The organism is Hydrogenophaga sp. NH-16 (assembly GCF_004006415.1).
Classification (GTDB): Bacteria; Pseudomonadota; Gammaproteobacteria; order Burkholderiales; family Burkholderiaceae_C; genus Hydrogenophaga; species Hydrogenophaga pseudoflava.
In genome coordinates this window covers 2,876,728-2,900,638 of sequence record NZ_CP029344.1, presented here as the reverse complement: position 1 = coordinate 2,900,638, position 23,911 = coordinate 2,876,728, and the positions used below count along the sequence as shown (strand labels likewise).

At 64.7% G+C, this 23,911-nt stretch carries 22 protein-coding genes and 1 pseudogene; 5 read left to right on the top strand and 18 right to left on the bottom strand.

The genetic code is table 11. The features are described 5' to 3' along the window. The first annotated feature begins 44 nt into the window (after window positions 1–44). The 3 genes and pseudogenes from bioB to DD542_RS13975 form a co-directional block, all read left to right on the top strand. On the top strand, window positions 45–1,091 hold the full coding sequence (gene bioB / locus DD542_RS13985; RefSeq protein WP_008905392.1) for a biotin synthase BioB: 1,047 nt from the start codon (window positions 45–47) through the stop codon (window positions 1,089–1,091). A gap of 49 nt (window positions 1,092–1,140) precedes the next feature. Then, complete coding sequence (gene panD / locus DD542_RS13980; protein WP_008905393.1) at window positions 1,141–1,557, top strand: aspartate 1-decarboxylase; 417 nt, start codon at window positions 1,141–1,143, stop codon at window positions 1,555–1,557. 41 nt (window positions 1,558–1,598) lie between these two features. Continuing rightward, window positions 1,599–2,674 (top strand): annotated as a pseudogene (locus DD542_RS13975) (aminotransferase class III-fold pyridoxal phosphate-dependent enzyme); the annotation flags it as partial. 32 nt (window positions 2,675–2,706) lie between these two features. Here the strand turns inward: DD542_RS13975 and DD542_RS24005 are convergent. From DD542_RS24005 to DD542_RS13955, 5 genes are all read right to left on the bottom strand, one after another. Continuing rightward, a complete protein-coding gene (locus DD542_RS24005; RefSeq protein ID WP_236944226.1) occupies window positions 2,707–2,967 on the bottom strand; it encodes a hypothetical protein in 261 nt (86 codons plus the stop codon). Window positions 2,968–3,557: 590 nt separating this feature from the next. After that, window positions 3,558–3,989: a Zn-ribbon domain-containing OB-fold protein gene (locus DD542_RS13970; RefSeq protein WP_008905395.1), complete on the bottom strand. Its 432-nt coding sequence runs from the start codon at window positions 3,987–3,989 to the stop codon at window positions 3,558–3,560. Further along, complete coding sequence (locus DD542_RS13965; protein WP_127806080.1) at window positions 3,986–5,185, bottom strand: thiolase; 1,200 nt, start codon at window positions 5,183–5,185, stop codon at window positions 3,986–3,988. Before DD542_RS13965 ends, DD542_RS13970 begins: the two co-directional genes overlap by 4 nt. 23 nt (window positions 5,186–5,208) lie before the next feature. Continuing rightward, a complete protein-coding gene (locus tag DD542_RS13960; protein ID WP_127806079.1) occupies window positions 5,209–6,846 on the bottom strand; it encodes a class I adenylate-forming enzyme family protein in 1,638 nt (545 codons plus the stop codon). 47 nt (window positions 6,847–6,893) lie between these two features. Beyond that, window positions 6,894–7,679, bottom strand: a complete 786-nt coding sequence (locus tag DD542_RS13955) for a nitroreductase (protein ID WP_164868400.1) — start codon at window positions 7,677–7,679, stop codon at window positions 6,894–6,896. Between DD542_RS13955 and DD542_RS13950 the strand changes: the two genes are divergently transcribed. Beyond that, window positions 7,678–9,648, top strand: a complete 1,971-nt coding sequence (locus tag DD542_RS13950) for an AMP-binding protein (RefSeq protein WP_008905399.1) — start codon at window positions 7,678–7,680, stop codon at window positions 9,646–9,648. The two genes, DD542_RS13955 and DD542_RS13950, sit on opposite strands and share 2 nt — an antisense overlap. Window positions 9,649–9,702: 54 nt before the next feature. On the opposite strand, the gene DD542_RS13945 is transcribed toward DD542_RS13950, so the two are convergent. From DD542_RS13945 to DD542_RS13935, 3 genes are all read right to left on the bottom strand, one after another. Continuing rightward, window positions 9,703–10,173, bottom strand: coding sequence for a luciferase family protein (locus DD542_RS13945; RefSeq protein ID WP_008905400.1), 471 nt, complete (start codon window positions 10,171–10,173; stop codon window positions 9,703–9,705). 111 nt (window positions 10,174–10,284) lie between these two features. Then, the gene (locus tag DD542_RS13940) at window positions 10,285–11,112 is read right to left on the bottom strand and encodes a class III extradiol ring-cleavage dioxygenase (RefSeq protein WP_127806078.1); all 828 of its coding nucleotides are present in this window, start codon (window positions 11,110–11,112) and stop codon (window positions 10,285–10,287) included. 9 nt (window positions 11,113–11,121) lie between these two features. Then, window positions 11,122–11,361: a CDGSH iron-sulfur domain-containing protein gene (locus tag DD542_RS13935; protein ID WP_008905402.1), complete on the bottom strand. Its 240-nt coding sequence runs from the start codon at window positions 11,359–11,361 to the stop codon at window positions 11,122–11,124. Between the two features lie 189 nt (window positions 11,362–11,550). On the opposite strand from DD542_RS13935, the gene DD542_RS13930 reads away from it, so the two are divergent. Further along, complete coding sequence (locus DD542_RS13930; RefSeq protein ID WP_008905403.1) at window positions 11,551–12,462, top strand: LysR family transcriptional regulator; 912 nt, start codon at window positions 11,551–11,553, stop codon at window positions 12,460–12,462. 66 nt (window positions 12,463–12,528) lie between these two features. On the opposite strand, the gene DD542_RS13925 is transcribed toward DD542_RS13930, so the two are convergent. From DD542_RS13925 to DD542_RS13880, 10 genes are all read right to left on the bottom strand, one after another. Then, on the bottom strand, window positions 12,529–13,506 hold the full coding sequence (locus DD542_RS13925; protein ID WP_127806077.1) for an acyl-CoA dehydrogenase family protein: 978 nt from the start codon (window positions 13,504–13,506) through the stop codon (window positions 12,529–12,531). 15 nt (window positions 13,507–13,521) lie between these two features. Then, the gene (locus DD542_RS13920) at window positions 13,522–14,691 is read right to left on the bottom strand and encodes an acyl-CoA dehydrogenase family protein (protein ID WP_008905405.1); all 1,170 of its coding nucleotides are present in this window, start codon (window positions 14,689–14,691) and stop codon (window positions 13,522–13,524) included. A 60-nt stretch (window positions 14,692–14,751) separates the two neighbouring features. Next, entirely contained in the window at window positions 14,752–15,921 is a 1,170-nt protein-coding gene (locus tag DD542_RS13915; RefSeq protein ID WP_177134691.1) for an acyl-CoA dehydrogenase family protein, read from the bottom strand. After that, window positions 15,921–17,345, bottom strand: a complete 1,425-nt coding sequence (locus DD542_RS13910) for an MmgE/PrpD family protein (protein ID WP_127806074.1) — start codon at window positions 17,343–17,345, stop codon at window positions 15,921–15,923. The genes DD542_RS13915 and DD542_RS13910 overlap by 1 nt, the downstream gene beginning before the upstream one ends. Window positions 17,346–17,378: 33 nt before the next feature. Continuing rightward, window positions 17,379–18,029, bottom strand: coding sequence for a carbonate dehydratase (gene can, locus DD542_RS13905; RefSeq protein ID WP_127806073.1), 651 nt, complete (start codon window positions 18,027–18,029; stop codon window positions 17,379–17,381). Between the two features lie 20 nt (window positions 18,030–18,049). After that, window positions 18,050–18,838, bottom strand: a complete 789-nt coding sequence (locus tag DD542_RS13900; RefSeq protein WP_069047315.1) for an enoyl-CoA hydratase-related protein — start codon at window positions 18,836–18,838, stop codon at window positions 18,050–18,052. A gap of 93 nt (window positions 18,839–18,931) precedes the next feature. After that, entirely contained in the window at window positions 18,932–19,852 is a 921-nt protein-coding gene (locus DD542_RS13895) for an MBL fold metallo-hydrolase (RefSeq protein WP_008905410.1), read from the bottom strand. Window positions 19,853–19,934: 82 nt separating this feature from the next. After that, on the bottom strand, window positions 19,935–21,938 hold the full coding sequence (locus tag DD542_RS13890) for a biotin carboxylase N-terminal domain-containing protein (RefSeq protein ID WP_127806072.1): 2,004 nt from the start codon (window positions 21,936–21,938) through the stop codon (window positions 19,935–19,937). Between the two features lies 1 nt (window position 21,939). Beyond that, window positions 21,940–22,749, bottom strand: coding sequence for an enoyl-CoA hydratase-related protein (locus DD542_RS13885; RefSeq protein WP_127806071.1), 810 nt, complete (start codon window positions 22,747–22,749; stop codon window positions 21,940–21,942). Continuing rightward, window positions 22,749–23,909, bottom strand: coding sequence for an acyl-CoA dehydrogenase family protein (locus DD542_RS13880; RefSeq protein ID WP_127806070.1), 1,161 nt, complete (start codon window positions 23,907–23,909; stop codon window positions 22,749–22,751). Before DD542_RS13880 ends, DD542_RS13885 begins: the two co-directional genes overlap by 1 nt. Between the last annotated feature and the right edge of the window lie 2 nt (window positions 23,910–23,911).

Genomic DNA, 23,911 nt, shown 5'->3' with positions numbered 1-23,911 from the left:
ACCTATCGATTGAATTTTGCTGGACACCACTGGAGTATTGCGCAATGAATGACACGATCCTGAGAGAAGAACCCATCCACTGGGTGCAATCACCCCCGCAGCCTGCCGAGGCATCGAGCGTGGGAACCTTGTCGGTCGAGGCCCGCCAGCAGGCCTGGCCGGTGGCCGAGGTGCAGGCCCTGCTGGACCTGTCATTCCCTGAGCTGATGCACCGCGCGCAGACCGTGCACCGCGAGCACCACGACCCCACCGAGATGGAGCTGGCCACGCTGCTGTCCATCAAGACCGGCGGCTGCCCGGAGGACTGCGGCTACTGCCCGCAGTCGGTGCACTACGAGACCGGCGTGCCCGCCACCAAGATGATGACGCCCGAGGAAGTGCGCGAGGCCGTGCTCGGCGCCAAGGCGGCCGGCGCCTCGCGCTTCTGCATGGGTGCCGCCTGGCGAGCGCCCAACGACCGCGACCTGGAAAAGGTCGAGGAGTTGGTGCGCGTGATCAAGGACGAGGGCCTGGAGGCCTGCTGCACCCTGGGCATGCTCACGGGCGACCAGGCGCAACGCCTCAAGGGTGCTGGTCTGGACTACTACAACCACAACCTGGACACCGCGCCCGAGCTGTACGGCGACATCATCACCACCCGCGACTACCAGGACCGGCTGGACACGCTGGGCCACGTGCGCGGGGCCGGCATCCACGTCTGCAGCGGCGGCATCGTGGGCATGGGCGAGTCCCGCGCCGGGCGCGCCGGCCTGATCGCGCAACTGGCCAACCTGGCACCGTACCCCGAGTCGGTGCCGATCAACCACCTGGTCAAGGTGCCCGGCACGCCGCTGGCCGACGAGCCCGACCTCGACCCGCTGGAGTTCGTGCGCACCGTGGCGGTGGCCCGCATCACCATGCCCAGGGCCAAGGTGCGCCTGTCGGCCGGGCGCCGGCAGATGGACGAATCGACCCAGGTGCTGTGCTTCCTGGCCGGCGCCAACTCCATCTTCTACGGTGACAAGCTGCTGGTGACCGGCAATCCCGACGTGGAAGCCGACCAGGACCTGCTGGCCCGCACGGGCATGCACACCACGCGGGCGCACGCCTGACCTTGGCCCTGTCGATGGCCGAGGCTCCCTCCGTTCAAGCAAATCCCCTATGTTCCGCACCCTGCTGAAATCCAAAATCCACCGCGCCATCGTCACCCACTGCGAGCTGCACTACGAAGGCTCTTGCGGCATCGACGAAGACCTGCTGGAGGCGAGCAACATCCGCCCCAACGAACAGGTTCACATCTGGAACGTCAACAACGGCGAACGGTTCATCACCTACGCCATCAGGTCGCCGCGCGGCAGCGGCATCATTTCGCTCAACGGCTCGGCCGCCCGGCGCGCCAGCGTGGGCGACCTGGTGATCATCGCGGCCTTCGGCATGGTGCACGAAGACAAGCTCGACGAGGCCGTGCCCCAGCTGGTGTTCCCCGACGCTGCCAACCGCATCGTCGAGATCCGCAGCGAGCCCGCAGGTCCGCAGGCCGGCGACCCGGTCATCCTGCCCCTGGGCGCCGAGCTTTGACGCAGCCCGTGTCGGCCAACGCCGTGGCGCCAGCGCAGCCCTGGTGGGTCAACCTGTTCGGCCACAACCACCCCGCGATCCGCGCCGCGCTGATCGACCAGCTGCACACACTGGGCCACGTGATGCTTGCAGGCTTCACCCACGGGCCAGTGGTTGAACTCTCCGAACGCCTGGCCGCGCGCACCGGCCTTGGCCACGCCTTCTACGGCAGCGACGGTGCTAGTGCCACGGAGTTCGCGCTGAAGATGAGCGCCCACCACTGGCGCAATGCGGGCCGGGCAGGCAAGTGCCGGTTTGTCAGTGTCGCCGGGGGCTACCACGGAGAGACGGTGGGCGCGCTGGCCGTGACCGACATCGCGCTGTTCCGTGAAGCCTACGCGCCGCTGGTGCGCATGGCCGCCACCGTGCCCAGCCCCGACGCCAGGCAGGCCGCGCCCGGCGACACCCCGGCCGACGTGGCCGAGGGGGCCGCCGCCTCACTGGGCGACTGGCTGGCCGAACACGCGCACGAGACCGCTGCGGTGATCATCGAGCCGCTGATCCAGTGCGCCGCCGGCAAGGCCATGCACGACCCGCTGTACCTGAAATGTGAAACGCGCGCGTGAGCTTTGCGACCGGCACCAGGTGCACCTGGTGCTCGACGAAATCGCGGTCGGCTTCGGCCGCACCGGCACACTGTTCGCGCACGAGCAGGCGGGCATCCGCCCCGACTTTCTCTGCCTCTCCAAGGGCCTGACCGGCGGCACGCTGCCACTGTCGGTGGTGCTCACCACCGACGCGGTCTATGCCGCCTTCTACGACGACGAGGTGGCGCGCGGCTTCCTGCATTCGCACAGCTACACCTGCAACCCGCTGGCCTGCCGCGCCGCGCTGGCCACGCTGGACCTCTTCGCGCAGACCGACGCGCTGCGCCAGAACCTGGGCACCAGCGAGCGGCTGGCCGCGCAGTTCGCGCCGATCTCCAAGCACCCGCGTGTGCGCTTCGATCGACGCAAGGGCATGGTCTTCGCGTGGCACGTGCTCAGCACGCCTGCCCGACTTCGGCCGCCGCTATGCCTGCCGCGCGCTGGCGCAGGGGCTGCTGCTGCACCCCATCGGCCACACGATCTACGCCATCTTATCGACGATGCCCTGGTGCGACAGTAGTGGTCACGCCACCTCCAAATCCACCATCGCCTCGATGCACAGGTTGCGTTCGTACAGCAGCAACGCGCGGATCGCGCGCAGCCTGACCGCCAGGCACGAGGCGTCGGGAGCAAAAGCCAGCTCTTCGGTCAGCGCCGAGGTGCTGTCTGCCAGGGCCTCACGATGCCGCCCCGCCTTGAACAGCAAGGCGGAAAAGATCACCCGCACCCACATGTGGCCGAAAGGCGAAGGAGCCTCCCCGAACTTCACTTGCACCTCGCGCAAGGACTGGGGGGCCACGGTGAAACGTCAATTGCATTTGTGCGCATAGGCCAGAACCGTTTGTGCGGCGCCATAGTGGAATGGGTCCTGATCTTGTGGTCCTGCCGGCCACTGGCGCACAAAGACCTGGCATAGCGGCGCAAAAAAGCATCATGGGACGACGACGTTGTCCAAGGGCCTGCAACAACGCCAGCAAGCCGCTCTCGACCACCGCCGCCGCGTCAATGGCCCCCATCGCGACCGGCTCCGACGGGCCTCCGATCGCATTCAACAAGGAGCGAACAAAGAACACCTGGTCGCGCCAGGAAGCATCGAGTCCCACCCACACGGGGTCTGCGTCTTTGCAAGCGCGAAACCATCCGCCCATCAATGTCGTCTTGCCATAGCCGACCGGCGCAACGATGGCCACGATCCGTTCATGCATGGACAAGGGCGCAATCGCCCGCCGCGCCACTGTGGCCGTCGTCAGGTCAGGAGGAGCCCCCTCGACTGCCGCCTGGGAGGACGGCGCAGCAACAAGCTGCGGCCACCGAAATCCCGCGTTGGGTTGGGTCATGTCCTCAGACACTCAGAAGGCGCACGACGACGCTGCCTCACGCTGGAGGTCCGGCCGCCCGGAATCGCGGCAGCGACACACCACCACCGACGGGTTCGCAAACCAACTCGACAGCCATGTCGAAAGTGACTGCTGAAGGGTCTGCGCCGATGAAGGAGCTGATCATCCGCGGACCTTCTTCGAGTTCGACCAGCAGCACCGCATAGGGCGTGTCCTGTTTGAAAGCCGGGCCGGGCGCCCGGTGAACCACGCTGAACGAATGCACCTTGGCGCGACCGCTGGCGGCCCGGTGCTCTAGGCGCTCGCTACCGCACTCACGGCAGATCGCCTGTTGGTAGAGCTGCACGTGGCCGCACGCTGGGCAGTGCTGCAGCAGCAGCTTGCCCTCCTGAATGCCGCGCCAATAGATGTCCGAATCTGCATCTGGCATCGGCTGTGGCTTGAGGTGGGCGTCTTTGAGGTTGATCACAGCGTGGCCTCCGTTCCCAGGATGGTGGTGGCGTTGGTCGCAAAACCGGCGCCCAGGCTGTGCACCAGGCCAAGTTCAGCGCCCGCGACCTGGCGTTCACCGCAGCTTCCGCGCAGCTGGTTGACGACCTCGTAGAAATGAAACAGCGAACCCGGCATGCCCGAGTGCGCAAACGACAGCAGGCCTCCATGGGTGTTGCAGGGGATGGCGCCGCCGTAGGTGATCTGCCCGTCTTCGACGAAGCGCCCACCTTCGCCCTTGGGGCAGAAGCCGAGGTCCTCCAGCATCATGATCACCGTGCCGGTGAAGCAGTCATAGATCCCGGCCACGTCGATGTCCTTGGGCCCGCAGCCGGCCATGGCGTAGGCCTTGGCGCTCGACTGCACCGCGCCCGTGGTGGTCAGCGAGGGCATCAAGAAGATGTGCTCGTGCGTGTAGCATTCGCCGCCGCCGAGGATGTAGATGGGCTTGGCAATTCCCAGCGCCCTGGCGCGCTCGGTCGAGGTGACGATGAAAGCTGCTGCGCCGTCGGAGATGAGCGAGCAGTCGAGCTTGTGGTAGGGCGTTGTCACCCAGCCGGAATTCAGCACGTCATCGACGCTCAGCGGATCGGTCATCTGCGCCCCCGGCGTGCGGCGTGCGTGTTCGCGGTGGATCACCGCCACCTTGGCAAATTGCGCGGAGGTGGTGCCGAACTCCTTCATGTGGCGATGCGCTGTCATGGCGAAGGTGTTGGCCACGGGAATGCCGAAGGGCATTTCGTATTGCTGGTCCCGGCTTTCGGTCATCGAGCGCAGGGCCAGGTCGGGCGACAGACCGGTCAGCAAGCTGTCGCCGCCCACCACCAGAACGGTCTCGGCCAGGCCGCCAGCAATGGCGGCGGCGGCGATGTTGAAGAGGGTGGCCGCCGTGGCGCCGGAGACCTGCATCGTGTTGGAGAACGTCGGCTGGATGCCGAGGTACTCACTGAAGGCTACGCTGAATCGGTGAAACGGCGAGGCGAAGGCGGAGCTGGAAAGCACGCCATCGACCTCGTGCTTGCCGATGCCGGCATCGGCCAGCGCCTTGACTGCTGCGTCGGCGGCCAGCGCGAGCGCGCTCTTGCCCGGCACGCGGCCGACGGCCGAAATGCCGGCGCCGATGATCGCGGTTTTACCGCGGAGACTGCGCGGCGATGAGTTCGTTTGAGGGGTCATGATTGAGTGTCCAGAGTTGGAGGTCACGCCCCCGAAGCATGCACGCGTTGTCGCAATTGCGCCTTCAAAATTTTCCCCACCGGGTTGCGCGGGATGATGTCAAGGTACTCAATATGCTCGGGCAGCTTGTAGACCGCCACGCCAATTTGTTTCAAGTGGTCAACGATATCTTCCAGCGTCGGCAGCCGGGACTTGTCCTTGGGCACGACGTAGATACAGGTCTTCTCGCCCATGATTTCGTCGGGCACCGCCACCGCTGCTACCTCTTGCACACCGGGGTGGGTGAGTACCAGGTTCTCGACCTCGGCGGCGCTTATATTGAAACCACCACGAATGATGATGTCCTTCTTGCGGTCAAAAAAGCCGATGTGGCGTTCATCGCGCACGATGAAAAAATCACCGGTGCGAAAGAAACCGTCGGCCGTGAACGAATTCTGCGCGAGGTCTGGCCGCCGGTAGTAGCCGGCAAACACGTTGGGTCCGCGATAGACCAACTCGCCCACCTCGCCTGGCCGCGTGCATTCTTGGTCTTGCTCGTCAAGCAGCTTGGCTTGTACGCCTTCCATTGTCGACGGCCATTCAAGTCCCGGCTTGCCCCACCAGGGAAAATGTTCCGATCGCATAGCGAAGTCCGGCACGTCAACCGGGCCGCCAACCAAGCCTGTGCCCTCGGTCTGCCCCCACAGGTTGCAGATCTCGATGTTCCAGCGGCGCTTGAACTCCTCCATGCTCCAGCGCGAGGGCGGCGCTGAGCCTGTGGCGATTGAGCGGATGGATGACAAATCGAGGCTGTCGACATTGGGCAGCTTGAGGATCATGTTCAGGATTGCAGGCACCAGAATCGTGAACTGAACCTTTTCCGTGAGTATTTGCTTGAGGAACAGTTCGACATTGAGCGGATGGTGCAGCAGCAGCGTGCCACGCGCTGCCAGCCAGCTCAGCCAAGCCACGGCACCCGTCATGTTGACCATCGGTGCTGGTGCCAGTACACGGTCACCCTCTTGAATGCCCGCCGTATTGGGCACCAGCCGCATCTGGTAAAGCCAGTTGTTGTGCGACATCGGACAGCCCTTGGCATGTGATTCAGTACCCGAGGACCAGCACAGGCTGAAAATATCGTTGGCACTGACGCTGACAGCGTCCAGCAGGGCCTGGTCTGGTGCCTGTGCGGCCAAAGCGGTGACGTCTTCAATCGCCACGGTGGCGTAGCCTAGCTTGGCAGCCATCGAAATGTGGTCGAAGCCCTTGAAATTTTTTACGCCGATGTAGAGCTGCGCCTGACTGGCCTCTGCGACGTTGCGCAACTCGGTTTCGCGCCACTGCATGGCCACCGGAGACAGCACGCCTCCGGCGCGGGACACAGCAAAGTACAACGCAATCAACTCCCAGACATTGGGTAACTGCGCAACCACAACATCGTCTTTTTTAAGTCCACGGCGAATCAGCCCGGTGGCAATCGCGTCGACGGCTTTGCCGAACTCGCTCCAAGTTACCGAGGTGGCGGGCGTGCCGATGAGCGCCTCACGGTCTGGTGTATCGACGATGGCCACTCGTTGCGGAACATCGACAACATGTGCCGCAACCACATCAAGCAGGGTGCGGCCCCCCCAAAGTTTGGTGGCAGTGTAGTGTTCAATCGTAGAAGGCGAATGCAGGATCATGAGTAGTTTCTTCAGAAAATTTTGATTAAATCAACGAAAAGCTTTGGTCAGCTCTGGGGATCGAAACCATGGAAGCTGGCAAACGCCTCCACATCGGTTCGTTCGGTAATGAAGGCATTCTCCGGGGCCGACAGATCCTCGTGCCCGAGGGCGATGCCGCAGGCGAGGATTTCGTGGTCACTGATCGGCAACTGGGCGCGCGCCACCTTGTGGAACCAGGCAAACGCGGCCTGCGCACAGGTGTGCAGTCCCTGCGCGCGCGCGGCCACCAGAATGTTCTGGATGAACATGCCCAGGTCCATGAAGCTGCCAGTGTTCAAACGGCGGTCGAGCGTGACGAGCAGCCCCACCGGCGCGTCGAAGAACGTGTAGTTGCGCAGCATCTGGCGCTCGCGTGCCGCCGCGTCGTCGCGGGCGATGCCCAGGCTGGCATACAAACCGAAACCGCAGCGACGCCGGCGCTCCAGATAAGGCTCGACCCAGGTCGTGGGGTAATACGCGTACTCGGGCTGATGCCGGTCAGGCTCGTGCGTGGCCGCCTCAATGAAGGCATCACACAGGCGCTGCCGGGCCTCACCCGCCACCGCATACACCTTCCACGGCTGCACGTTGTTGCCACTCGGGGCACGCGCCGCCACGCTCAGAATGTGCTGCACCACCGAGGAAGGAACGGAGGCAGGTAGAAACCGCCTGACCGATTTTCGGCTGCGAATCGCTTCGTCGACATGCACGGATAGACCGCCTTTCTGACTACGTAGAGCTGCGGAGAAGAAACGACGCGGTGAGACTGCACCGCTGGACTCCAATACGACGTTCGGATAGGATTGCCACATGAATTCTACCAAACAACCGTTTGATTGGGCGCCTTCCCCTGAACTGATGGCGCAGTCCAACCTGACCGCTTTTTTGCACAAAGTGGGCGAGTCCGACTTCGAAAACTTGAGTGCCCGTGCCGACGCCGATCCGGCCTGGCTGATGCAAGAGGTGTTCGAGTTCTGCGACTTCCGCTTCTACCAGCCCTACACGCAGATGCTTGACACCTCGCGCGGCATCGAATGGGCACGCTGGTGCATCGGCGGCACCACCAACATCGTGCTGAACTGCCTGGAACGGCACCGCGGAACGCCGGTGTGGGACCAGCCTTTCCTGGTGTGGGAGGGCGAAGACCCGAAAAACCGCAAGTCCTTGAGCTACCGCGAATTTGACGCCGAAGTCTGCCGCCTGGCCGGAGCGCTGCAGTCGCTGGGCATCGGCCAGGGCGACCGGGTCGGCCTGTACCTGCCCAATCTGCCGGAGACCTTTGTCGCATTCTTTGCCGTACTGAAAATTGGCGCCGTGTTGATGCCGCTGTTCTCCGGCTTCGGGCCGCAGCCCATTGTCGCCCGCCTGAACGACGGCGAGGCCAAGGCGGTGCTGACGGTGGACGGCACCTGGCGGCGCGGCACGCCCGGCGTAATGAAGTCGGTGCTGGACGAAGCACTTGCCGAGGTGCCCAGCGTGCAGCACGTGGTGGTGCTGCGCCACCTGGGCGACGCCGCCCCCTGCCCGATGACGCCGGGACGCGACCACGACTGGGCCAGCCTGGTCGCCGGCCAGCCTCACGACATGCCGACCGCCGAGATGGCCGCCGACGCGCCCGCCGTGCTGCTCTACACCTCTGGCACCACCGGCAAGCCCAAGGGCTGCGTCTGGACGCACGTCGGCTTCCTGGGCTCGATGGTCACGCGCGACATGCACATCTGTGCCGATTTCAAGTCGAGCGACCGTTTCTTCTTCATGAGCGACATGGGCTGGATGGTGGGCGCCATGTGCGCCTGCATTCCGAGCTATTTCGGCGGCAGCCTGCTGGTGGCCGAAGGCACGCCCGACTTCCCCGACACGGGCCGCTTCTGGCGCCTGGTGCAAGATCACAAAGTCACCTACCTGGGTGTCGCGCCCACGCTGATCCGCAGCCTGATGCGCTACGGCGACGAAGAAGTCCAGCGCTACGACTTGTCTTCGCTGCGCATCACCTGCTCCGGCGGCGAGGCCTGGACCGAGGCGCCCTGGCGCTGGTTCTTCAAGCACATCTGCAAAGAGAAATTGCCGTTCCTCAACATCGTCGGCGGCACCGAGGTGGGCGGCTGCAACTTCACCGGCACCCTGCACCATCCCTTGCGGCCAGGCTCGTTCGGCGCGCGCGGGCTCGGCGCCGGGGTTGACATCGTCGATGAAAGCGGCGAGCCGGTCGGCGCGGGCCAGGTCGGCGAGCTGGTGCTGCGCAACCCCAACATCGGCTTCACCAAGAGCCTGTGGCGCGACGACGAACGCTACCTCGACAGCTACTGGCGCACCATTGCGGGCGTCTGGGTGCATGGCGACTTTGCGATGCGCGATGCGGACGGCCTGTTCTACATCCTCGGACGCAGCGACGACACGATTAAGGTCTCAGGCAAGCGCACCGGCCCGTCGGAGATCGAAACCCTGCTCACCGGCACCGGCAAGGTGTCAGAGGCGGCGGTGATCGGCGTGCCCGACGAGATCAAGGGCTCGGCCATCGTCTGCGTCTGCGTGCCGATGCCCGGCGTGGCGGCGGACGCGGCGCTGAAGGCCGAACTGTCGCAGGCGGTCGTCCATGGCATGGGCGCCTCCTACCGCCCCCGGCAGGTGCTGCTGGTCAGCGACCTGCCCAAGACGCGCAACATGAAGATCATGCGCCGCGTGGTGCGGGCGTTGTACAAGGGCGACAGTCCGGGCGACTTGTCGTCGCTGGTCAACCCGGAAACGGTGGCCGAGCTGCAGGGCAAACTTGCAAAAGCTTGAGCCTGGTTGTGCGCCATATCCTGCCCTGACGGGCAGGATGTGGCCCCGGATTTTTCACGCCTCTGACGATGTCGCCGCAGTATGCGACGCCGTCAGCAAATCGCAAACCACCTGCAGTTCCTCGTCGTCACGCGGCCCATAGACCATCACGATGTTCCCGGGCAGGCCATATTGACCCGCCAGCGGATGCAACTCCGCCCAGCCGTTTTCGATGACCTGGGGAACGATCTCGGGCGGCAAGGTCATGTGCAGACTGCCGTCACTGGGCGGGTGGATGTGGGCGAACTCCTTGCCGAACATGAAGGCGCCGAAGGACTGGCATCCGCATCGCGGTAAATAAAAGGCACGCGCTCCGGGAACAGACACCTGGCTCGGACCAACTTCCACGCTGCCCAGGGACTGCCCCCTCTCGAAAACCAGCTCTTGCAGTTCTACCGGCGCATTCTGTTCAAGCTGCGTGTGCGGGTCGCTTGGCGTCGTTTGTGGGCGAGCGCCACGGCGCTGATGGCTGAGATAACTTGTCATGCGGTTCTCCGTCTTCGCACTTCATCGTTTGTTGCTGTACACCTGCCGCGAGGGTAACCGGCAACACCCCTCCGGCGACAAGCGCCTACCGGCCCAGCAAGCCACCGCCACTCAGACCCCGCCTTCCTGGCCGAACCTGAAGCTGGAGACGGTGACGCCGCCAAAGAAGCCTTCCTCGTGGTACACGCACACGGTTTCATCATGCCCGGCGGCACCCACCGCCACCATCAGGGGCAGCAGATGGTCTTCTTGCGGATGGGCCACGCGGGCGGCCGGCGCGTCTTGCCAGTCGATCAGCCGCTGCTCACGCTGGTGCGGCTCGGTGGTGATCAAGGTCTGCTGCAGCCAGTCGTCGAATTGCATTGACGGCCCTGCGGCGGACGGCCCCATGCGGCGCGTGTTGTCGTAGCTCAGCCCGCTGCCGACGATCAGCACGCCCTGCTCGCGCAGCGGCGCCAGGGCACGGCCGACGGCCAAATGCTCTGCCGGGTCATAGCCCGCGCGCAGTGACAGTTGCACGACCGGCACATCGGCCAGCGGGTACATCACCACCAGCGGCGCGAAGCTGCCGTGATCGAACCCGCGCTGGGCATCGAGCCGCGCCGAGAACCCTGCGCTCTGGATCAACTGCCGCGCCTGCTCGGCCAGCGCTGGCAGGCCCGGAGCCAGGTACTGGACATGGTAGGTATGCTCGGGGAAGCCAGCGTAGTCGTAAACCATGGGAGGTCGTTCGGCGGCCATCACGGTGAACTCGCGCTCCTCCCAATGGGCGGAGATCACGAGCACCGCCTTCGGTCGCTCGCCGAGCTGGCGCGGCATGTCCCGCAGGGACTGCGCCAGACGGTCGTACATGCCGTTGGACTGCGCCATCATGTATCGCCAGGGCCCACCGCCGTGTGAGATGAAGTAGGTCGGCAATCGCTCCGTTGTCACGGGCATGGTCCGCTCTTACAGAGCTTTATGCGTGCCGTCGCAAAGCGCGCCGTTCTTGCTTTGCTTGCAGCCGCAAAAATAGACAGTCTTGCTTTCGTCGGCGCTGTAGTTGGTCGGCACGAACTCGCCGCCCTTGTGGCTGCCGTCGCAGAACGGCTGCGATTTGCTGAGACCGCAGGCACACCAGTAGTAGTCCTTGCCTTTTTCCACGTCGATTGCGAACGGCGTGGTGGCGGCGATATGCGGCTTACTCATGTTGAGCTCCTGAGGATGATTAAGAAGTGATACGGCATTGGTTGAAGGCATCAACGAAAGCGCGGCTGATGGGCAGCCTCTTTGAGACTGGATGTCTACCCGACTGACCATGAGGAATAGCTTAATGTTTAATTTTGGTTAATCAATAGCTGTATTATTAACACATCATTTCCTCACAAGAAACCATAAATGGATCGTCTGACCAGCCTTCGCGTTTTCAGGGAAGTGGTCGAGGCTGGCAGCTTTTCCCGCGCCGCGGCGCGCCTCACCATGTCCGCTCCGATGGCCAGCAAGCATGTCGCCCAGCTCGAACGAGACCTCGGTGCGAGGTTGCTGCACAGGACCAGCCGCAAGCTCAGCCTGACGGAGGCCGGCGCGATGTACTACGCACAATGCCGCGAGGCGCTCGACACGCTGCAGGCTGCCGAAGCGGCGCTTCGGCAAAGCGCGCAGGCACCACGCGGACAATTGAAAATCAGCGCGCCCGTCTGGTGTGCAAACCGGCATTTCGCCAGCGTACTGGCGGCCTACCGCAACACCTATCCGGAGGTGCTGGTCGACATGCGACTGGAGAACCGCAAGATCGACCTGGTCGCCGACGGCTACGACCTCGCGCTGCGCGCCACGCGCGAACTGTCCCCGGCGCTGATTGCACGGCCGATTTGTCCCGTGCAGTTCCACCTGGTCGCAACCCCGGCTTACCTGAAGCGCGAAGGCTCTCCGCGCAGACCCTCCGATCTGGTCAGGTGCAGCGCCGTGGTACCCAACTACGTGAACCTCGATGGCCTCGAAATGCAGGGACCTGCCGGCAAGGCGCGGATCAAGCTGAATGCGGTGATGCGCTCGGACGACAGCACGCTCACCTATCACGCGATGCACGCCGGCATGGGCATGGCGTTCCTCCCCGAATGGACGGTCGACGACGATCTGGCCGCGGGCTGCCTCGCGCGCGTGCTGCCGACCTACACGGTGCCCCCTTTCACGCTGTATGCGGTTTACACGAATCGGCAGTACGTGACACCCAAGCTGAGAACCTTCATCGACTTCTTCAGTGAAGCGCTTGGCGGGGGCAAGTCGTTAGCGCAACAGCCGGATCGATGAACCGAAACTGTTGCAAGCCCCGGGTGTCGATCACTTCGCCGCTGATCGTGGGCACAAAAGCGGCGGCTAAACAGACCGCACAAAATCAACGATGGACACATCGGCAGAAAGCACGCGCTGGCCGATCAACACATTCCAGTGCGCCTCCGAGCCATGCGCCATGCGCCACTCGCGCAGGCGCCGGGTCAGCAATTGCAGGTCGTATTCTTCCGCAATACCGATAGCGCCGTGCAGTGCATGCGCGATGGAGGCGACCAGAACCGCCGCCTCACTGGTGCGGGACTTGGCCATCGCTGCGGCGAGCAGGGACGGTGCCGCAGCGTCGGTGTGGAAGGCCGCTTCGGCTGCCATCGAGGCAGCAGCCACATGTTCGGCCATGACGCTCAACTGGTGCTGCACCGCCTGGAACTTGCCCAGGGTTTTGCCGAACTGGATGCGGTCATTGCAGTGTTTCAGTGTCATTTCGAACACACGGGTCATGGCCCCGCTGAGCAGGGCGGCGTGCAAGGCCGCCGCGAACGTCGGCAGCAGCGGGCCAGCGCCGGGCACGTGCGTCGCGACGCGCGCATCGGACCAGCGCAGGGTGGCCGTCAGGCTCCCGTGCACGCCGCTTGCTTCACGCTGCGCCGCTGCGCAATGCAGCAGCAACAAGGCATCACCATCTTGGGCCAGCACGAAATCCGCCAGCATGCCGTAAGGTGTGAATGAGCACACGATAGCGCCACCGGCCTCGCGCCGCAACGCAGCGCCCAGCGTAATCATGCCGCTGGGCATCGCAAACTGCGACCCCAGCAGCGCTCGCGCCACAATCGTCTGCGCCACCGGCACCGGCACCGTGTAGCGGCCGAAGCTGCACAGTATCGGGAACAGATCGGCCAGCGGGAGGCCGGCACCGCCAGCGTCCTCGGACGCCAGCAGTTCGAGGAAGCCGGCACCTTGCAGCGCCTGCCACAGCTTAAGCGGCGAGCCGCCCGCTTCAATCGCGCGCACCACGGCGGGCGTGCACTGGTCCTGGAGGATATCTTCAATCGCTTGTGCAAACATGGAATGCTTTCTTTTTCAGCGCAGACCCAGACCGCGCGCGATCATGCCGCGCAGGATCTCGCGCGTGCCGCCGCGCAGGGAATAGGTGGGCGCCATCTGGCTCACATAAGCCACGGCGCGGTACAACTCGGCATCGACCAGGGCGTCCGGGTCCATGGCGAGGGCGGCTTCGATCACAGAGGGAATGCTCTGCTCGAATTCGGTGCCAATGTCCTTGACCAGGGCCGCTTCGACCAACGGGCTGTCCCCGTTGACGAGCTTGGCCGTGACGGCGATCGACATGTTGCGCAGCGTGGCCAGGTGCGTGGCGAAACGCCCGATGGTGGCGGCATGGACCGAGACCGCCGGTGTCTTGCGCAGGCAGGTGATCCAGTGCTCCAGCAGCACGATGCTGGAGTACACCCGCTCCGGGCCGCTGCGCTCGAAGGCCAGTTCGGCATTGACTTGCGCCCAGCCGCTGCCTTCATGGCCGATCAGCGCGTCGTCGGTCAGCAGCACGTTGTCGAAGAACACTTCGGAAAAATGTGCATCACCCGCCAGGTCACGGATCGGGCGCACCGTCACGCCGGGCAATGCCAGATCGACAATGAACTGCGACAAGCCTTTTTGCCGGTCCTGCGGCTCGCCCGACGAGCGCACCAGCGCGATCATGTAGTGGCAGTGCTGCGCGTTGGTGGTCCATATCTTGCGGCCGTTCAGCCGCCAGCCGCTTGAACCGTCAATTTGGCAGCGCGTGGCCCGCGTGCCGACGCTGGCGAGGTCGGAGCCGGCATTGGGCTCACTCATGCCGATGCAGAAAAACGCCTCGGCGGCGCAGATTTTCGGCAGGTAGAACTGGCGTTGCGCCTCCGTGCCGAACTTGAGGATCAAGGGCCCGCTCTGGCGGTCGGCGATCCAGTGCGCGGAAACCGGGGCGCCGGCGGCCAGCAGTTCTTCCACCAGCACGAAGCGCGAGAAGGCGTCCAGGCTGGCGCCACCGTATTGCGCCGGCAAGGTCACGCCGACCCAGCCCCGTGCGGCCAGCTTCTTGCTGAAAGCGGCATTGAAACCCATCCATGAACGGGCCCGGATGTCGGCGGGCATTGGCTCAAAGCTGGATTGGAGAAAGGCCTTCACCTCGGCGCGAAATGAATTCGTCCCGGCGGGCAGGGCGGCGAACCGGAAAGCGGACAGCAGGTTGTTCAAGAAATTTTCCTCCGAGGGGTTCATTCACCGCCGAGTTGAGGCGCCGCCCCAGGCGATACATCAGATCGGGCTGCGCTCCACCAGCTGGGCGGAAATGATCAGGCGCTGCAATTCGTTGGTGCCCTCGCCGATGCACAGCAGCGGCGCATCGCGGTAGTAGCGCTCGACATTCATTTCCTTCGAGTAGCCATAAGCCCCGTGGATGCGCAAGGCCTCCATCGAGTTCTCGACCGCCGCCTCGCTGGCGAACAGCTTGGCCATGCCGGCTTCCATGTCGCAACGCTGGCCGGCGTCATAAGCCCGCGCGGCCTGTTCAACCAGCAGACGCGCCGCCTCCGCCCGAGTGGCCATGTCGGCCAGCTTGAGTTGGATCGCCTGGTGTTCGCAGATCGGCTTGCCGAAGGTGCGACGCAGTTGGGCATAGGCTACCGACTCCTCCAGGCAGGCGCGCGCCACACCCACGCCGCGCGCAGCCACATTGATGCGCCCAAGTTCCAGTCCGCCCATCACGTGCTTGAAACCCTGTCCCTCCACGCCACCGACCAAGTTGGCGGCCGGCACGCGAAAGTTGTCGAACACCAGCTCGGCGCTGTCGATGCCCTTGTAGCCGAGCTTTTCCAGCTTCTTGGTGGACGTGAAGCCCGGGCCCTTCTCGCAGATGAACAGGCTCATGCCGCGATGGCGCGGTTGCGCTTCGGGGTCGGTCTTGACCAGCACGGCAAAGACCTGGCCATGGATGCCGTTGGATATCCAGGTCTTGGTGCCGTTGATGACGTAATGGTCGCCGTCGCGGCGCGCCACCGTGCGCACCGCCTGCAAGTCGGTGCCGCAATCGGGCTCGGTCAGCGCCAACCCGCCGCGCAGTTCGCCGCTGGCAAAGCGCGGCAAAAAATGCTGGCGCTGCGCCTCGGTGCCGTTGCGCTGCACGCAGGCGGCCATTATGAGGTGCGAGTTGATGATGCCCGACACCGACATCCAGACCCGCGCGATGCGCTCCACCACCTTGGCATAGGTGCTGGCCGACAGGCCCAGGCCGCCGTACTCCTCGCGGATGATGCAGCCGAACAGGCCCATCTCGCGCATGCCGGCCACAATGTCGGCCGGCCATTCGTCGGCATGCTCGAGCCGCTGCGCCACCGGCTTGATCTCGCGGTCCACAAAGCGTTCGACGGCGTCGAGCACCATATTTTCTTTTTCGGCATCAAAGGCCACGGACTGGCTGGTCGTCATCAGAGGGTTCCGGAAGTGTTGGAATGGGTCAGGGTCTGCGCCAGGACGGCGGCATCTGGGGCGCGGTCGGCCGTCAGCAGCGCGTCGAGCAGGCGCAGCGCCTGCTCGCGCGGCAAGGTCAGTAGCGCATTGCCCATGAATTTGGCTTCGATGTCAGCGGCCGTGATGGGGCGCCCCGGCGCGCCGCGGTGCGCGGCCTCGCGGTGGCGCAGCTCGCGCCCATCGTGCGTGCGCACGCGCAGCTCGCCGGAAAAGAAGGTGGGGTAATCGGCATCGGGGTCGGCCGCGTGTTCGATGCGGTCAGCCAGCGCCTGCACCTGCGGGTCGCTCAGGTTGGCGGCATCCAGTTCGGCCAGCCCCAGCTCGCCGCGCAGCAGGGCCAGCGCGACCAGATGGTGAATGCTGAACTGCGATTCATAGACGTTGGCCGGTCGCCGCTTGGCCGCCACCGGCTCGCACACCACCGGGTGCACCCCTTGCGGCAGCAGCACCTGTACCGAAGCGATCTCGTCAGTGCGCAGACCGGCCGCGCGCAGCGCCAGCGCGGCATCGATGCTGGCGTGCGTGAAGTGGCAGGTTGGATACAACTTGACCGCCACATCCATCAGTTCCCAGCGCTCGCCCAGGCCGCGCGCGCACAAGGACAAATCGGCGTTTAGGCCGCGCGCGGCCAGGTGACTGGCGTACAGACCAAAGCGGCCTTCATAGGGCTGCGACGGGCCGCGGAATCCGGCACCGGCCAACGCCGTGGCGGTCAGCCCGCTGACACCGGCCCAGCCCGGGTGCATGCGCTTGGTCCAGGCGCCGTCGCTCAGAAATTCCATGCTGCCTGATGCCATCGACAGCACCACGCCTTGCGCGTGCTCAAGGCCCGCCTGATCCAGTCCCATCAGCTTGCCGGCCGCCAGTGCGCACCCAAAAGCCCCCACCAGGCCAGTCGGGTGAAAGCCCACGTCGTGGAAGCGTCCCTGGGCCGCTGCACCCAGACGTGCCGCCACCTCGATCGCCAGCACATAGGTCATGATCATCTCGGCCCCGCTGGCATGCCGCTGCGCCGCCAGACCCAGCGCCAGCGGAAAGGCGCTGGCGCTGGGGTGGGTGATCGCGCCGGGGTGGGTGTCGTCGAAATCCAGCCCGTGGACCAGGATGCCATTCATCAGCACCGCATCGCGCAGCGGCAGGGGGGCAAAGGCACCCATGACGGCGCTGTCACCCGCACCGCCCAGGGCGTGCAAGCCGCGGTAAGCGCAGTGCGCGAAGTCGTGCTGGGACGAAGCCAAGGCGATGCCCAGTGCGTCGAGCATCAGCAGCTTGGCCTGTTCGACCACGGCTGCGGGCAGCATGTCTGGCGTCAGGCCGTGCGCGAAGGCGGCCAGTTGGGCGGCGATGCTGGGGGCAGGGAGGGTTGTCGTGTCGGCTGGCATGTGGAATAACCTTACTTGTATTCTTCGTATCACTCAGAGTGTGCCAAGCGCAGCAAGAGACTGGGCGTATTGCTTCTGCTGGTCCTGACCGCGGTTGACGCTGCCCCCGACCGGCCGCAGCAAGCCGTCGCGCAGGCCGTAGACCAACCCGTGCACCTCGACTTGCTGCCCGCACTCCCAGGCGCGGCGCAGGGTGGTGGTGCGGCACACGTTGCTGACCTGCTCGATCACGTTCATCTCGCAAAGCCGCGCTGCGCGCTCGTCAACGCTGGTAATGCCGTCGAACCGATCAGCGTGTTTGCGCGCCACGTCCTCCAGATGGCGCAGCCAGTTCTCGGCCAGACCGGTGCGGCGCTGTTCTATCACCGCCTGCACGCCGCCGCAGCCGTAGTGGCCCACCACGAGAACATGCTCGACCTTCAACACCTCGACCGCATACTGCAGAACCGTCAGGCAGTTCAGATCGGAGTGCACCACCAGGTTGCCGACGTTGCGGTGCACGAACACCTCGCCAGGCCGCAGGCCCAGAATTTCGTTGGCCGGCACCCGGCTGTCAGAACAGCCGATCCACAGGTAGCGCGGCATCTGCTGGTGCGCCAGCCGCTCGAAGTACTGCGGATCTTCCGCAGCGCAGCGCGCCGACCAGGCACGGTTGTTCTCCAGCAGAGGGGCCAGGCTGGACATGGCATCTCCACGGAGCGACATCAACGCCCCTTCCACACCGGCTTGCGCTTCTCGGCGAAGGCACGCGGACCTTCCTGCGCGTCCTCGCTGGCGTAAGCGGCACGGTAGATGTTGTGGGCCAGCGCCATACCGGCCTCGCAGCCGGCGCTCATCGCCGTCATGATCGATTCCTTGCCCGCCATCACCGACAGCGGCGCGTTGTCGCGGATGCGTTCGGCCAATGCGGTGGCGCGAGCGCGCACGGCATCCGGCGTGTCTTCCAGGTAGTTGATGAAACCGAGCCCATGAAAGGTTTCGATCGGATACAGGTCGCCGGTCAGCACCATCTCCATCAGCAGCGGCTGCGGCAGCATCCACAGCAGGGGAATGGCCCACGGGCTACCGCGCCCGGCGATGCGGGTTTCGGTGATGCCGACCTGCGTGCCCTTGAGGCCGACGCGCAAATCCGAGTTCAGGCTCAGCATCATGCCGCCGGCAATCAGGTGCCCGGTCATGGCCGCGATGATGGGCTTGGCCACACGGCGCTGGCGGCCATGGAACGGGTCCTTCATCTTGGTCAGGATGTCCACGCCTTCTTCCTTCTTGACACGCGAAGCCTCACGCAGGTCGAGCCCGGCGCAGAAGGTGCCGCAGTCGGCAGAAGTCAGGATGGCCACGCGTACGTTTTTGTCGGCATCGACTTCACCCCACAGATCGTGCAGCCGGTTGGCGGCGGCCGGTGACAGCGCGTTACGCATCTCGGGGCGGTTGATCTTCACGGTGGCAATGCCATCGCGCACTTCGTACAAAACCGTTTCTGCTTCACTCATATCCTGATCTCCTGTTAAAAAAATTGCTTGCTCTGCACATACGAACGCTGATTCGTCAGCGCCTTCGTCGCATGATTCACTCCGTGACCGATTTCACGCGTTGTAGACCATGTCACCTTCTCTTCGTGCGGCTGCTGAACGCACAAGCTCTTGCGTCAACTGCTCCATCCAGCGGTCGATGGGAACAGAAGGAACAAACCTCTGGTGAATGAGCTGGAAGTAGCGGGTGTTGGCGGCCCAGTCGACAAAATCGGCAAAAGGCAGTTGCTGCTGATCCAGCAATTTGAACTTCAGCAACACCTTGACTGCGTGGTGCGCATGTCGGTCAGGGCTCTTGACAAAGGCGTTGAGGCGCGCGCGCGCGTAGGCCAGCACCTCGGCGCGGTAGCGGAATACCGGGCCGTGGCCAGGAATGACCCAGCACGGGTCAAGCCGCTCGATCAGGTCGAAGGTGGCGGCCACTTCGTCGAATGCGGCGTCGCCCTCAAGCTCAGGAAACACCACGCCGAAGCCTTTTTCCCACAAGGCATCTGCCGAGATCAGGGTTTGGGACTGCGGCTCAAACAGAATGACTGAATGGGGATCGTGGCCCGGCGCCGCATGAATTTGCCACGCCGTGTCGGCCAGCTGAATTTCCGTGCCAGGTAAAAGAAGACCATCGAACTTGAACCGGGGGCAGTGTTGCCCGGATGGCACATAGTTCAGGGCGACGGGGTCCCATGACGAGACAAGTGATGCATGGCCTGGCGGAATGAGGGTTTGAAGTTCAGGGTAATTGCCCTGGAGGACGGCATTGCCGCCGCAGTGGTCGCTGTGTAGATGCGTGTTGAGCAGCAAGTCCAGCGGACCCTGCTGCAAAGCGGCGCTGACCAGCCCGGTCGTTAGTTCCGCGTGCGTGCTGTAGCCACTGTCAACGAGTGCGCTGGACTGTGCTCCGATGAACAAAATATTGTTCGAGGACAGCCAGCCGCGCTCAAAAACCTGAATACCGTTCGGAAGTTGGATGCCGGTCATGGGCCGTCTCGGGCACGTCATTTTGAGCGGTGGATAACACCAGGTTTGCAAAGAGGGGCGCGCATGCTGGATTTGCTGCCGCTCATTCCGCGGCGCCCTCGGACTCAACCACGGCCACCACCAGGCCGCGCTCGACCATCTGCCCGGGCTGCACCGACAGCGAGCGCACCACGCCATCGTGATCGGCGTTGATGCGCATCTCCATCTTCATCGACTCCATCGTCGCCACCACGTCGCCGGCACGTACCCGCTCGCCAACCTCCACATGGGTCTTCAGGATCATTCCCATCATCGGCGTGCGCAACTGTCCGCTGGCCTGGCGGCCAGTGGCGACCTGGCTGAGGTAGGAGGTCACGCCGATGGCGTGGGCGGTGCCGCCGCTCTGCACAAACACGGTATCGTCGCTGCGCACGATGGTCAGTACCTCATGACAATCCCCTATGCGCAAACGCCAATCGCTCCCGGCGCTGGCGGTCAGCGCCAGGCGAACCCGTTCGGTGCCGATTTGCACCGTCACTTCGGACTCGGGCGAGACGGCGCCGAACCGGGCTTCGTGTGTTGTTCCTCCCGAGCGCAGCAACAGCGCCGGAACCGGCGTGAGCCGATCGTCGCCAGCGTGCATCTGCCAACCCGTCACGTCCAAGGCCGACCAGGCTCCGAATGGCTTGCTGCTGCGCCGCGCATCGAGCAACCACCAGGCCGCCGCTGCAGCCAGCCGCTCCAGCGGCGCGCTACCCGTGCCCTGACCCCCCTCTGCCAGCACCTCGTCAATCAGACGGGTGTGGAAGCTGGCGTCCCGCGTTGCAGGCAGGGCCAGCAGACGCTGCAGAAAAGCGCAATTGGTTTCGACGCCGTGCATCTGGGTTTCGCCCAGCGCCCCACTCAGACGGTCCAGCGCAGCCTCGCGCGTGGGCGCATGAACGATCAGCTTGGCCAGCATCGAGTCGTAGTAGGGCGTGACCACCATGCCGGCCCGCACCCCCGATTCAACCCGCACACCCGAAGTCGGGAACCGCACCGCGATCAGTTCACCGGTGGATGGCAGGAAATTTTGCGCTGCGTCTTCAGCGCAGACCCGCGCCTCAATCGCGTGGCCGCGCATCTGCACTTCGCTCTGACGCAAGGGTAATCCCTCGTTGGCAGCGATGCGCAGCATGACCTCCACAATGTCGATGCCAGTCACCTCTTCAGTCACCGGATGCTCAACTTGCAGCCGCGGGTTGACTTCGAGAAAATGGTGACTGTCGCCCTGCACGATGAACTCCACCGTGCCGACACCGCGATAGCGCAGTCGCTGCCCCAGGCGCACCGCGTCACCGAGCATCGCCTCGCGCAGCGCCGGGGCGAGATTCACCGCTGGAGCCTCTTCGATGACTTTCTGATGGCGCCGCTGCAACGTGCATTCGCGCTCGAACAGGTGAATCACTTCGCCGTGGCCGTCGCCGACAATCTGCACCTCGATGTGGCGCCCGCGCTCGACAAAGGCTTCGACGATCAACGCCGCGTCGCCAAAGGAACTTTTGGCTTCGCGCATGGCCGCCTCGATGGCCTCCATCAACCCGTCCAATTGCTGCACCACCCGCATGCCCTTGCCGCCGCCACCGGCGGCCGCTTTCAGAATCACCGGCAGTGGCAGGCCGCGTACGGTGGCCGCCACTTCAGCCGCGTCGCGGCTGGGCAGCTCGCTGCCGCCGAGCACGGCCACGCCAGCGGCGCGGGCCTCGCGCTTGGCCGACGCCTTGTCGCCCAGGCGCTCAATGACCTCGGGCGTCGGGCCGACGAAGACGAGGCCGGCTGCCTCGACCGTGCGCGCGAAGACCGCGTTTTCGGCCAGAAAGCCAAAACCAGGATGAATGGCCTGCGACCCGGTCCGCCGGGCCGCATCGATCACCGCATCAATGCGCAGGTAGCTCTCGGCTGGCGTTGCCCCACCGATTTCGATCGACTCGCCGATCAGGTCAACGTGCAGCGCATCGCGATCAGCACTCGAATGCACACCGGCCACTGCAATACCGAGGCGCCGGCAGGTGTGTGCAATGCGGCAGGCGATTTCGCCGCGGTTTGCGATCAGGATTTTTTTGAACATGTCAGAGTCCGCTCCAGCGCGGTGGGCGCTTTTCATTGAAGGCCTTCACGCCCTCCAGCCTGTCGGCCGAGGACACCAGCACGTTGTAGGCGGCGATGTCGAGCATGTAGCCGCTGTGGAAGTCAATCTCGCCGCCGCGCGAGGCGGCGAGTTTGGCGTAGTGGGTGGCCATCGGTGCGGCCAGCACGATGTCGCGCGCGTCGGCGACTGCGGCGGCCAGCGCCGTACCCGGCTCGGCCAGGTCGGTGACCATGCCCCATTCGGCGGCTTCTTCGGCCGAGAAGCGGCGCGCGGTGAACAGCAGCTTCTTGGCGCGCCGCGCACCGACGGCGCGCACGAGGTTCTGGATACCCCCGCCGCCGGGCATGATGCCGCGCCGCAGCTCGGGCAGCGAAAATACCGCAGCGCGCGAAGCGACGATGTAGTCACACATCAACGCCAGTTCGCAGCCGCCGCCATGTGCGTGGCCTTCGACGGCGGCGATCACCGGTTGCGGGAAATCCTTGACCGCCAGCAACACCTCTTCGGCGAGCTGGTGTTGGCGCCGCCATTGACCGTCGGTCATGCCGTCGCGCTGCTTGAGGTCGCCGCCGGCCGAGAAAGCTCGTTCACCGGCGCCGGTGATGATCAGCACACGCAGGCCGTCGTCGAAGGCCAGTTCGTGCAGGGCGTTGCGCAGGTCGACGAACATCTGCGTGTTCATCGCGTTCATCACCTCGGGGCGGTTGAGCACCAGGCAGCGGATGCCGTCCTCCGGTGCGGTGCCCGGCGCGGGGTGGATCAGCAGGGTTTCGTGGTGCATCTGGGCCATCAGTAAGAGCGGGGCATACCCAGCAGATGCTCGGCCACCTGCGCCAGCACCAGGTTGTTGGAGATCGGCGCGGTGCGGAACAGCCGGCTCTCTTTCCATTTGCGCTCGATGTCGTACTCGCAGGCCACGCCATAGCCGCCGAAGGTGGTCATGGCCGCCTCGGCTGCCTCCCAGGCGGCTTCGCTGGCCAGGTACTTGACCATGGTCGCCTCGCGCCCGCAGGGCAGGCCGGCGTCGAACAGCGTCGCGGCCTTGTTGCGCATCAGTTCGGCGGCCTCGATGTTCATGTGGGCGCGCGCGATCGGAAACTGCACGCCCTGGTTGGCGCCGATCGGGCGGTCGAAGACGACACGCTCGCTGCCGTAGCGCGCGGCCTTGCCGACGAACCAGTGGCCGTCGCCGATGGCCTCGCTGGCCACCAGCAGCCGCTCGGAATGCAGCGAATCCAGCAGGTAGTAAAAGCCCTTGCCTTCCTCGCCGATGCGGTCGTCGTCGCTCAGTTCGAGGTTGTCGATGAAGACCTGGAAGGTGTGGTGATTGATCATCGTGCGGATCGGCGTGGCCTTGAGCGACGCGCCCGCCTTCTTGATGTCGATCAGGAACAGGCTCAGGCCATCGGTCTTCTTCTTCACCGCGTCGATCGGCGTGGTGCGCGCGATCAGCAGATACATGTGCGAGTGGCTGTAGCGCGAGGTCCAGATCTTCTGGCCGTTGATGACGTAGCCGCCCGGCACCTTGCGCGCGAAGGTCTTGATCGCCAGCGTGTTGGAGCCTGCGTCAGGCTCGGTCACGCCGAAGGCCTGCAGCCGCAGGCTGCCGTCAGCGATGCGCGGCAGCGTGCGGCGCTTCTGTGCCTCGGAGCCGTGGCGCATGATTGACGCCATCGTGTACATCTGCGCATGGCAGTGCACCGCGCTGCCGCCGTTCTGGTTGATCTCCTGCAGGATCAGGCAGGCGTCGAGCAGCGGCAACCCGGCGCCGCCGTATTCCTCGGGAATCAGCGCAGCCAGCCAGCCGGCCTTGGCCATCGCGTCGACGAAGGCTTCCGGATAGGCGCCGTCCTGCGCGCACTGGCGCCAGTATTCGGGGCCGAAGCCCTTGCACAACTCCTTGACGGCGGCGCGGATCTGGCCCTGGGTCTCGGTGTAGTCGAAGTTCATGG

Coding starts and splice junctions, on each gene's coding strand:
- DD542_RS13950 (WP_008905399.1), top strand. CDS start 7,678: ATGAATTCTACCAAACAACCGTTTGATTGGGCGCCTTCCCCTGAACTG.
- DD542_RS13910 (WP_127806074.1), bottom strand. CDS start 17,345: ATGCCAGCCGACACGACAACCCTCCCTGCCCCCAGCATCGCCGCCCAA.
- DD542_RS13940 (WP_127806078.1), bottom strand. CDS start 11,112: ATGCCCGTGACAACGGAGCGATTGCCGACCTACTTCATCTCACACGGC.
- DD542_RS13885 (WP_127806071.1), bottom strand. CDS start 22,749: ATGGCCCAGATGCACCACGAAACCCTGCTGATCCACCCCGCGCCGGGC.
- DD542_RS13960 (WP_127806079.1), bottom strand. CDS start 6,846: ATGATCCTGCATTCGCCTTCTACGATTGAACACTACACTGCCACCAAA.
- can (WP_127806073.1), bottom strand. CDS start 18,029: ATGTCCAGCCTGGCCCCTCTGCTGGAGAACAACCGTGCCTGGTCGGCG.
- bioB (WP_008905392.1), top strand. CDS start 45: ATGAATGACACGATCCTGAGAGAAGAACCCATCCACTGGGTGCAATCA.
- DD542_RS13945 (WP_008905400.1), bottom strand. CDS start 10,173: ATGACAAGTTATCTCAGCCATCAGCGCCGTGGCGCTCGCCCACAAACG.
- DD542_RS13965 (WP_127806080.1), bottom strand. CDS start 5,185: ATGACCCCTCAAACGAACTCATCGCCGCGCAGTCTCCGCGGTAAAACC.
- DD542_RS13925 (WP_127806077.1), bottom strand. CDS start 13,506: ATGTTTGCACAAGCGATTGAAGATATCCTCCAGGACCAGTGCACGCCC.
- DD542_RS13900 (WP_069047315.1), bottom strand. CDS start 18,838: ATGAGTGAAGCAGAAACGGTTTTGTACGAAGTGCGCGATGGCATTGCC.
- DD542_RS13935 (WP_008905402.1), bottom strand. CDS start 11,361: ATGAGTAAGCCGCATATCGCCGCCACCACGCCGTTCGCAATCGACGTG.
- DD542_RS13915 (WP_177134691.1), bottom strand. CDS start 15,921: ATGACGACCAGCCAGTCCGTGGCCTTTGATGCCGAAAAAGAAAATATG.
- DD542_RS13955 (WP_164868400.1), bottom strand. CDS start 7,679: ATGTGGCAATCCTATCCGAACGTCGTATTGGAGTCCAGCGGTGCAGTC.
- DD542_RS13930 (WP_008905403.1), top strand. CDS start 11,551: ATGGATCGTCTGACCAGCCTTCGCGTTTTCAGGGAAGTGGTCGAGGCT.
- DD542_RS13880 (WP_127806070.1), bottom strand. CDS start 23,909: ATGAACTTCGACTACACCGAGACCCAGGGCCAGATCCGCGCCGCCGTC.
- panD (WP_008905393.1), top strand. CDS start 1,141: ATGTTCCGCACCCTGCTGAAATCCAAAATCCACCGCGCCATCGTCACC.
- DD542_RS13890 (WP_127806072.1), bottom strand. CDS start 21,938: ATGTTCAAAAAAATCCTGATCGCAAACCGCGGCGAAATCGCCTGCCGC.
- DD542_RS13895 (WP_008905410.1), bottom strand. CDS start 19,852: ATGACCGGCATCCAACTTCCGAACGGTATTCAGGTTTTTGAGCGCGGC.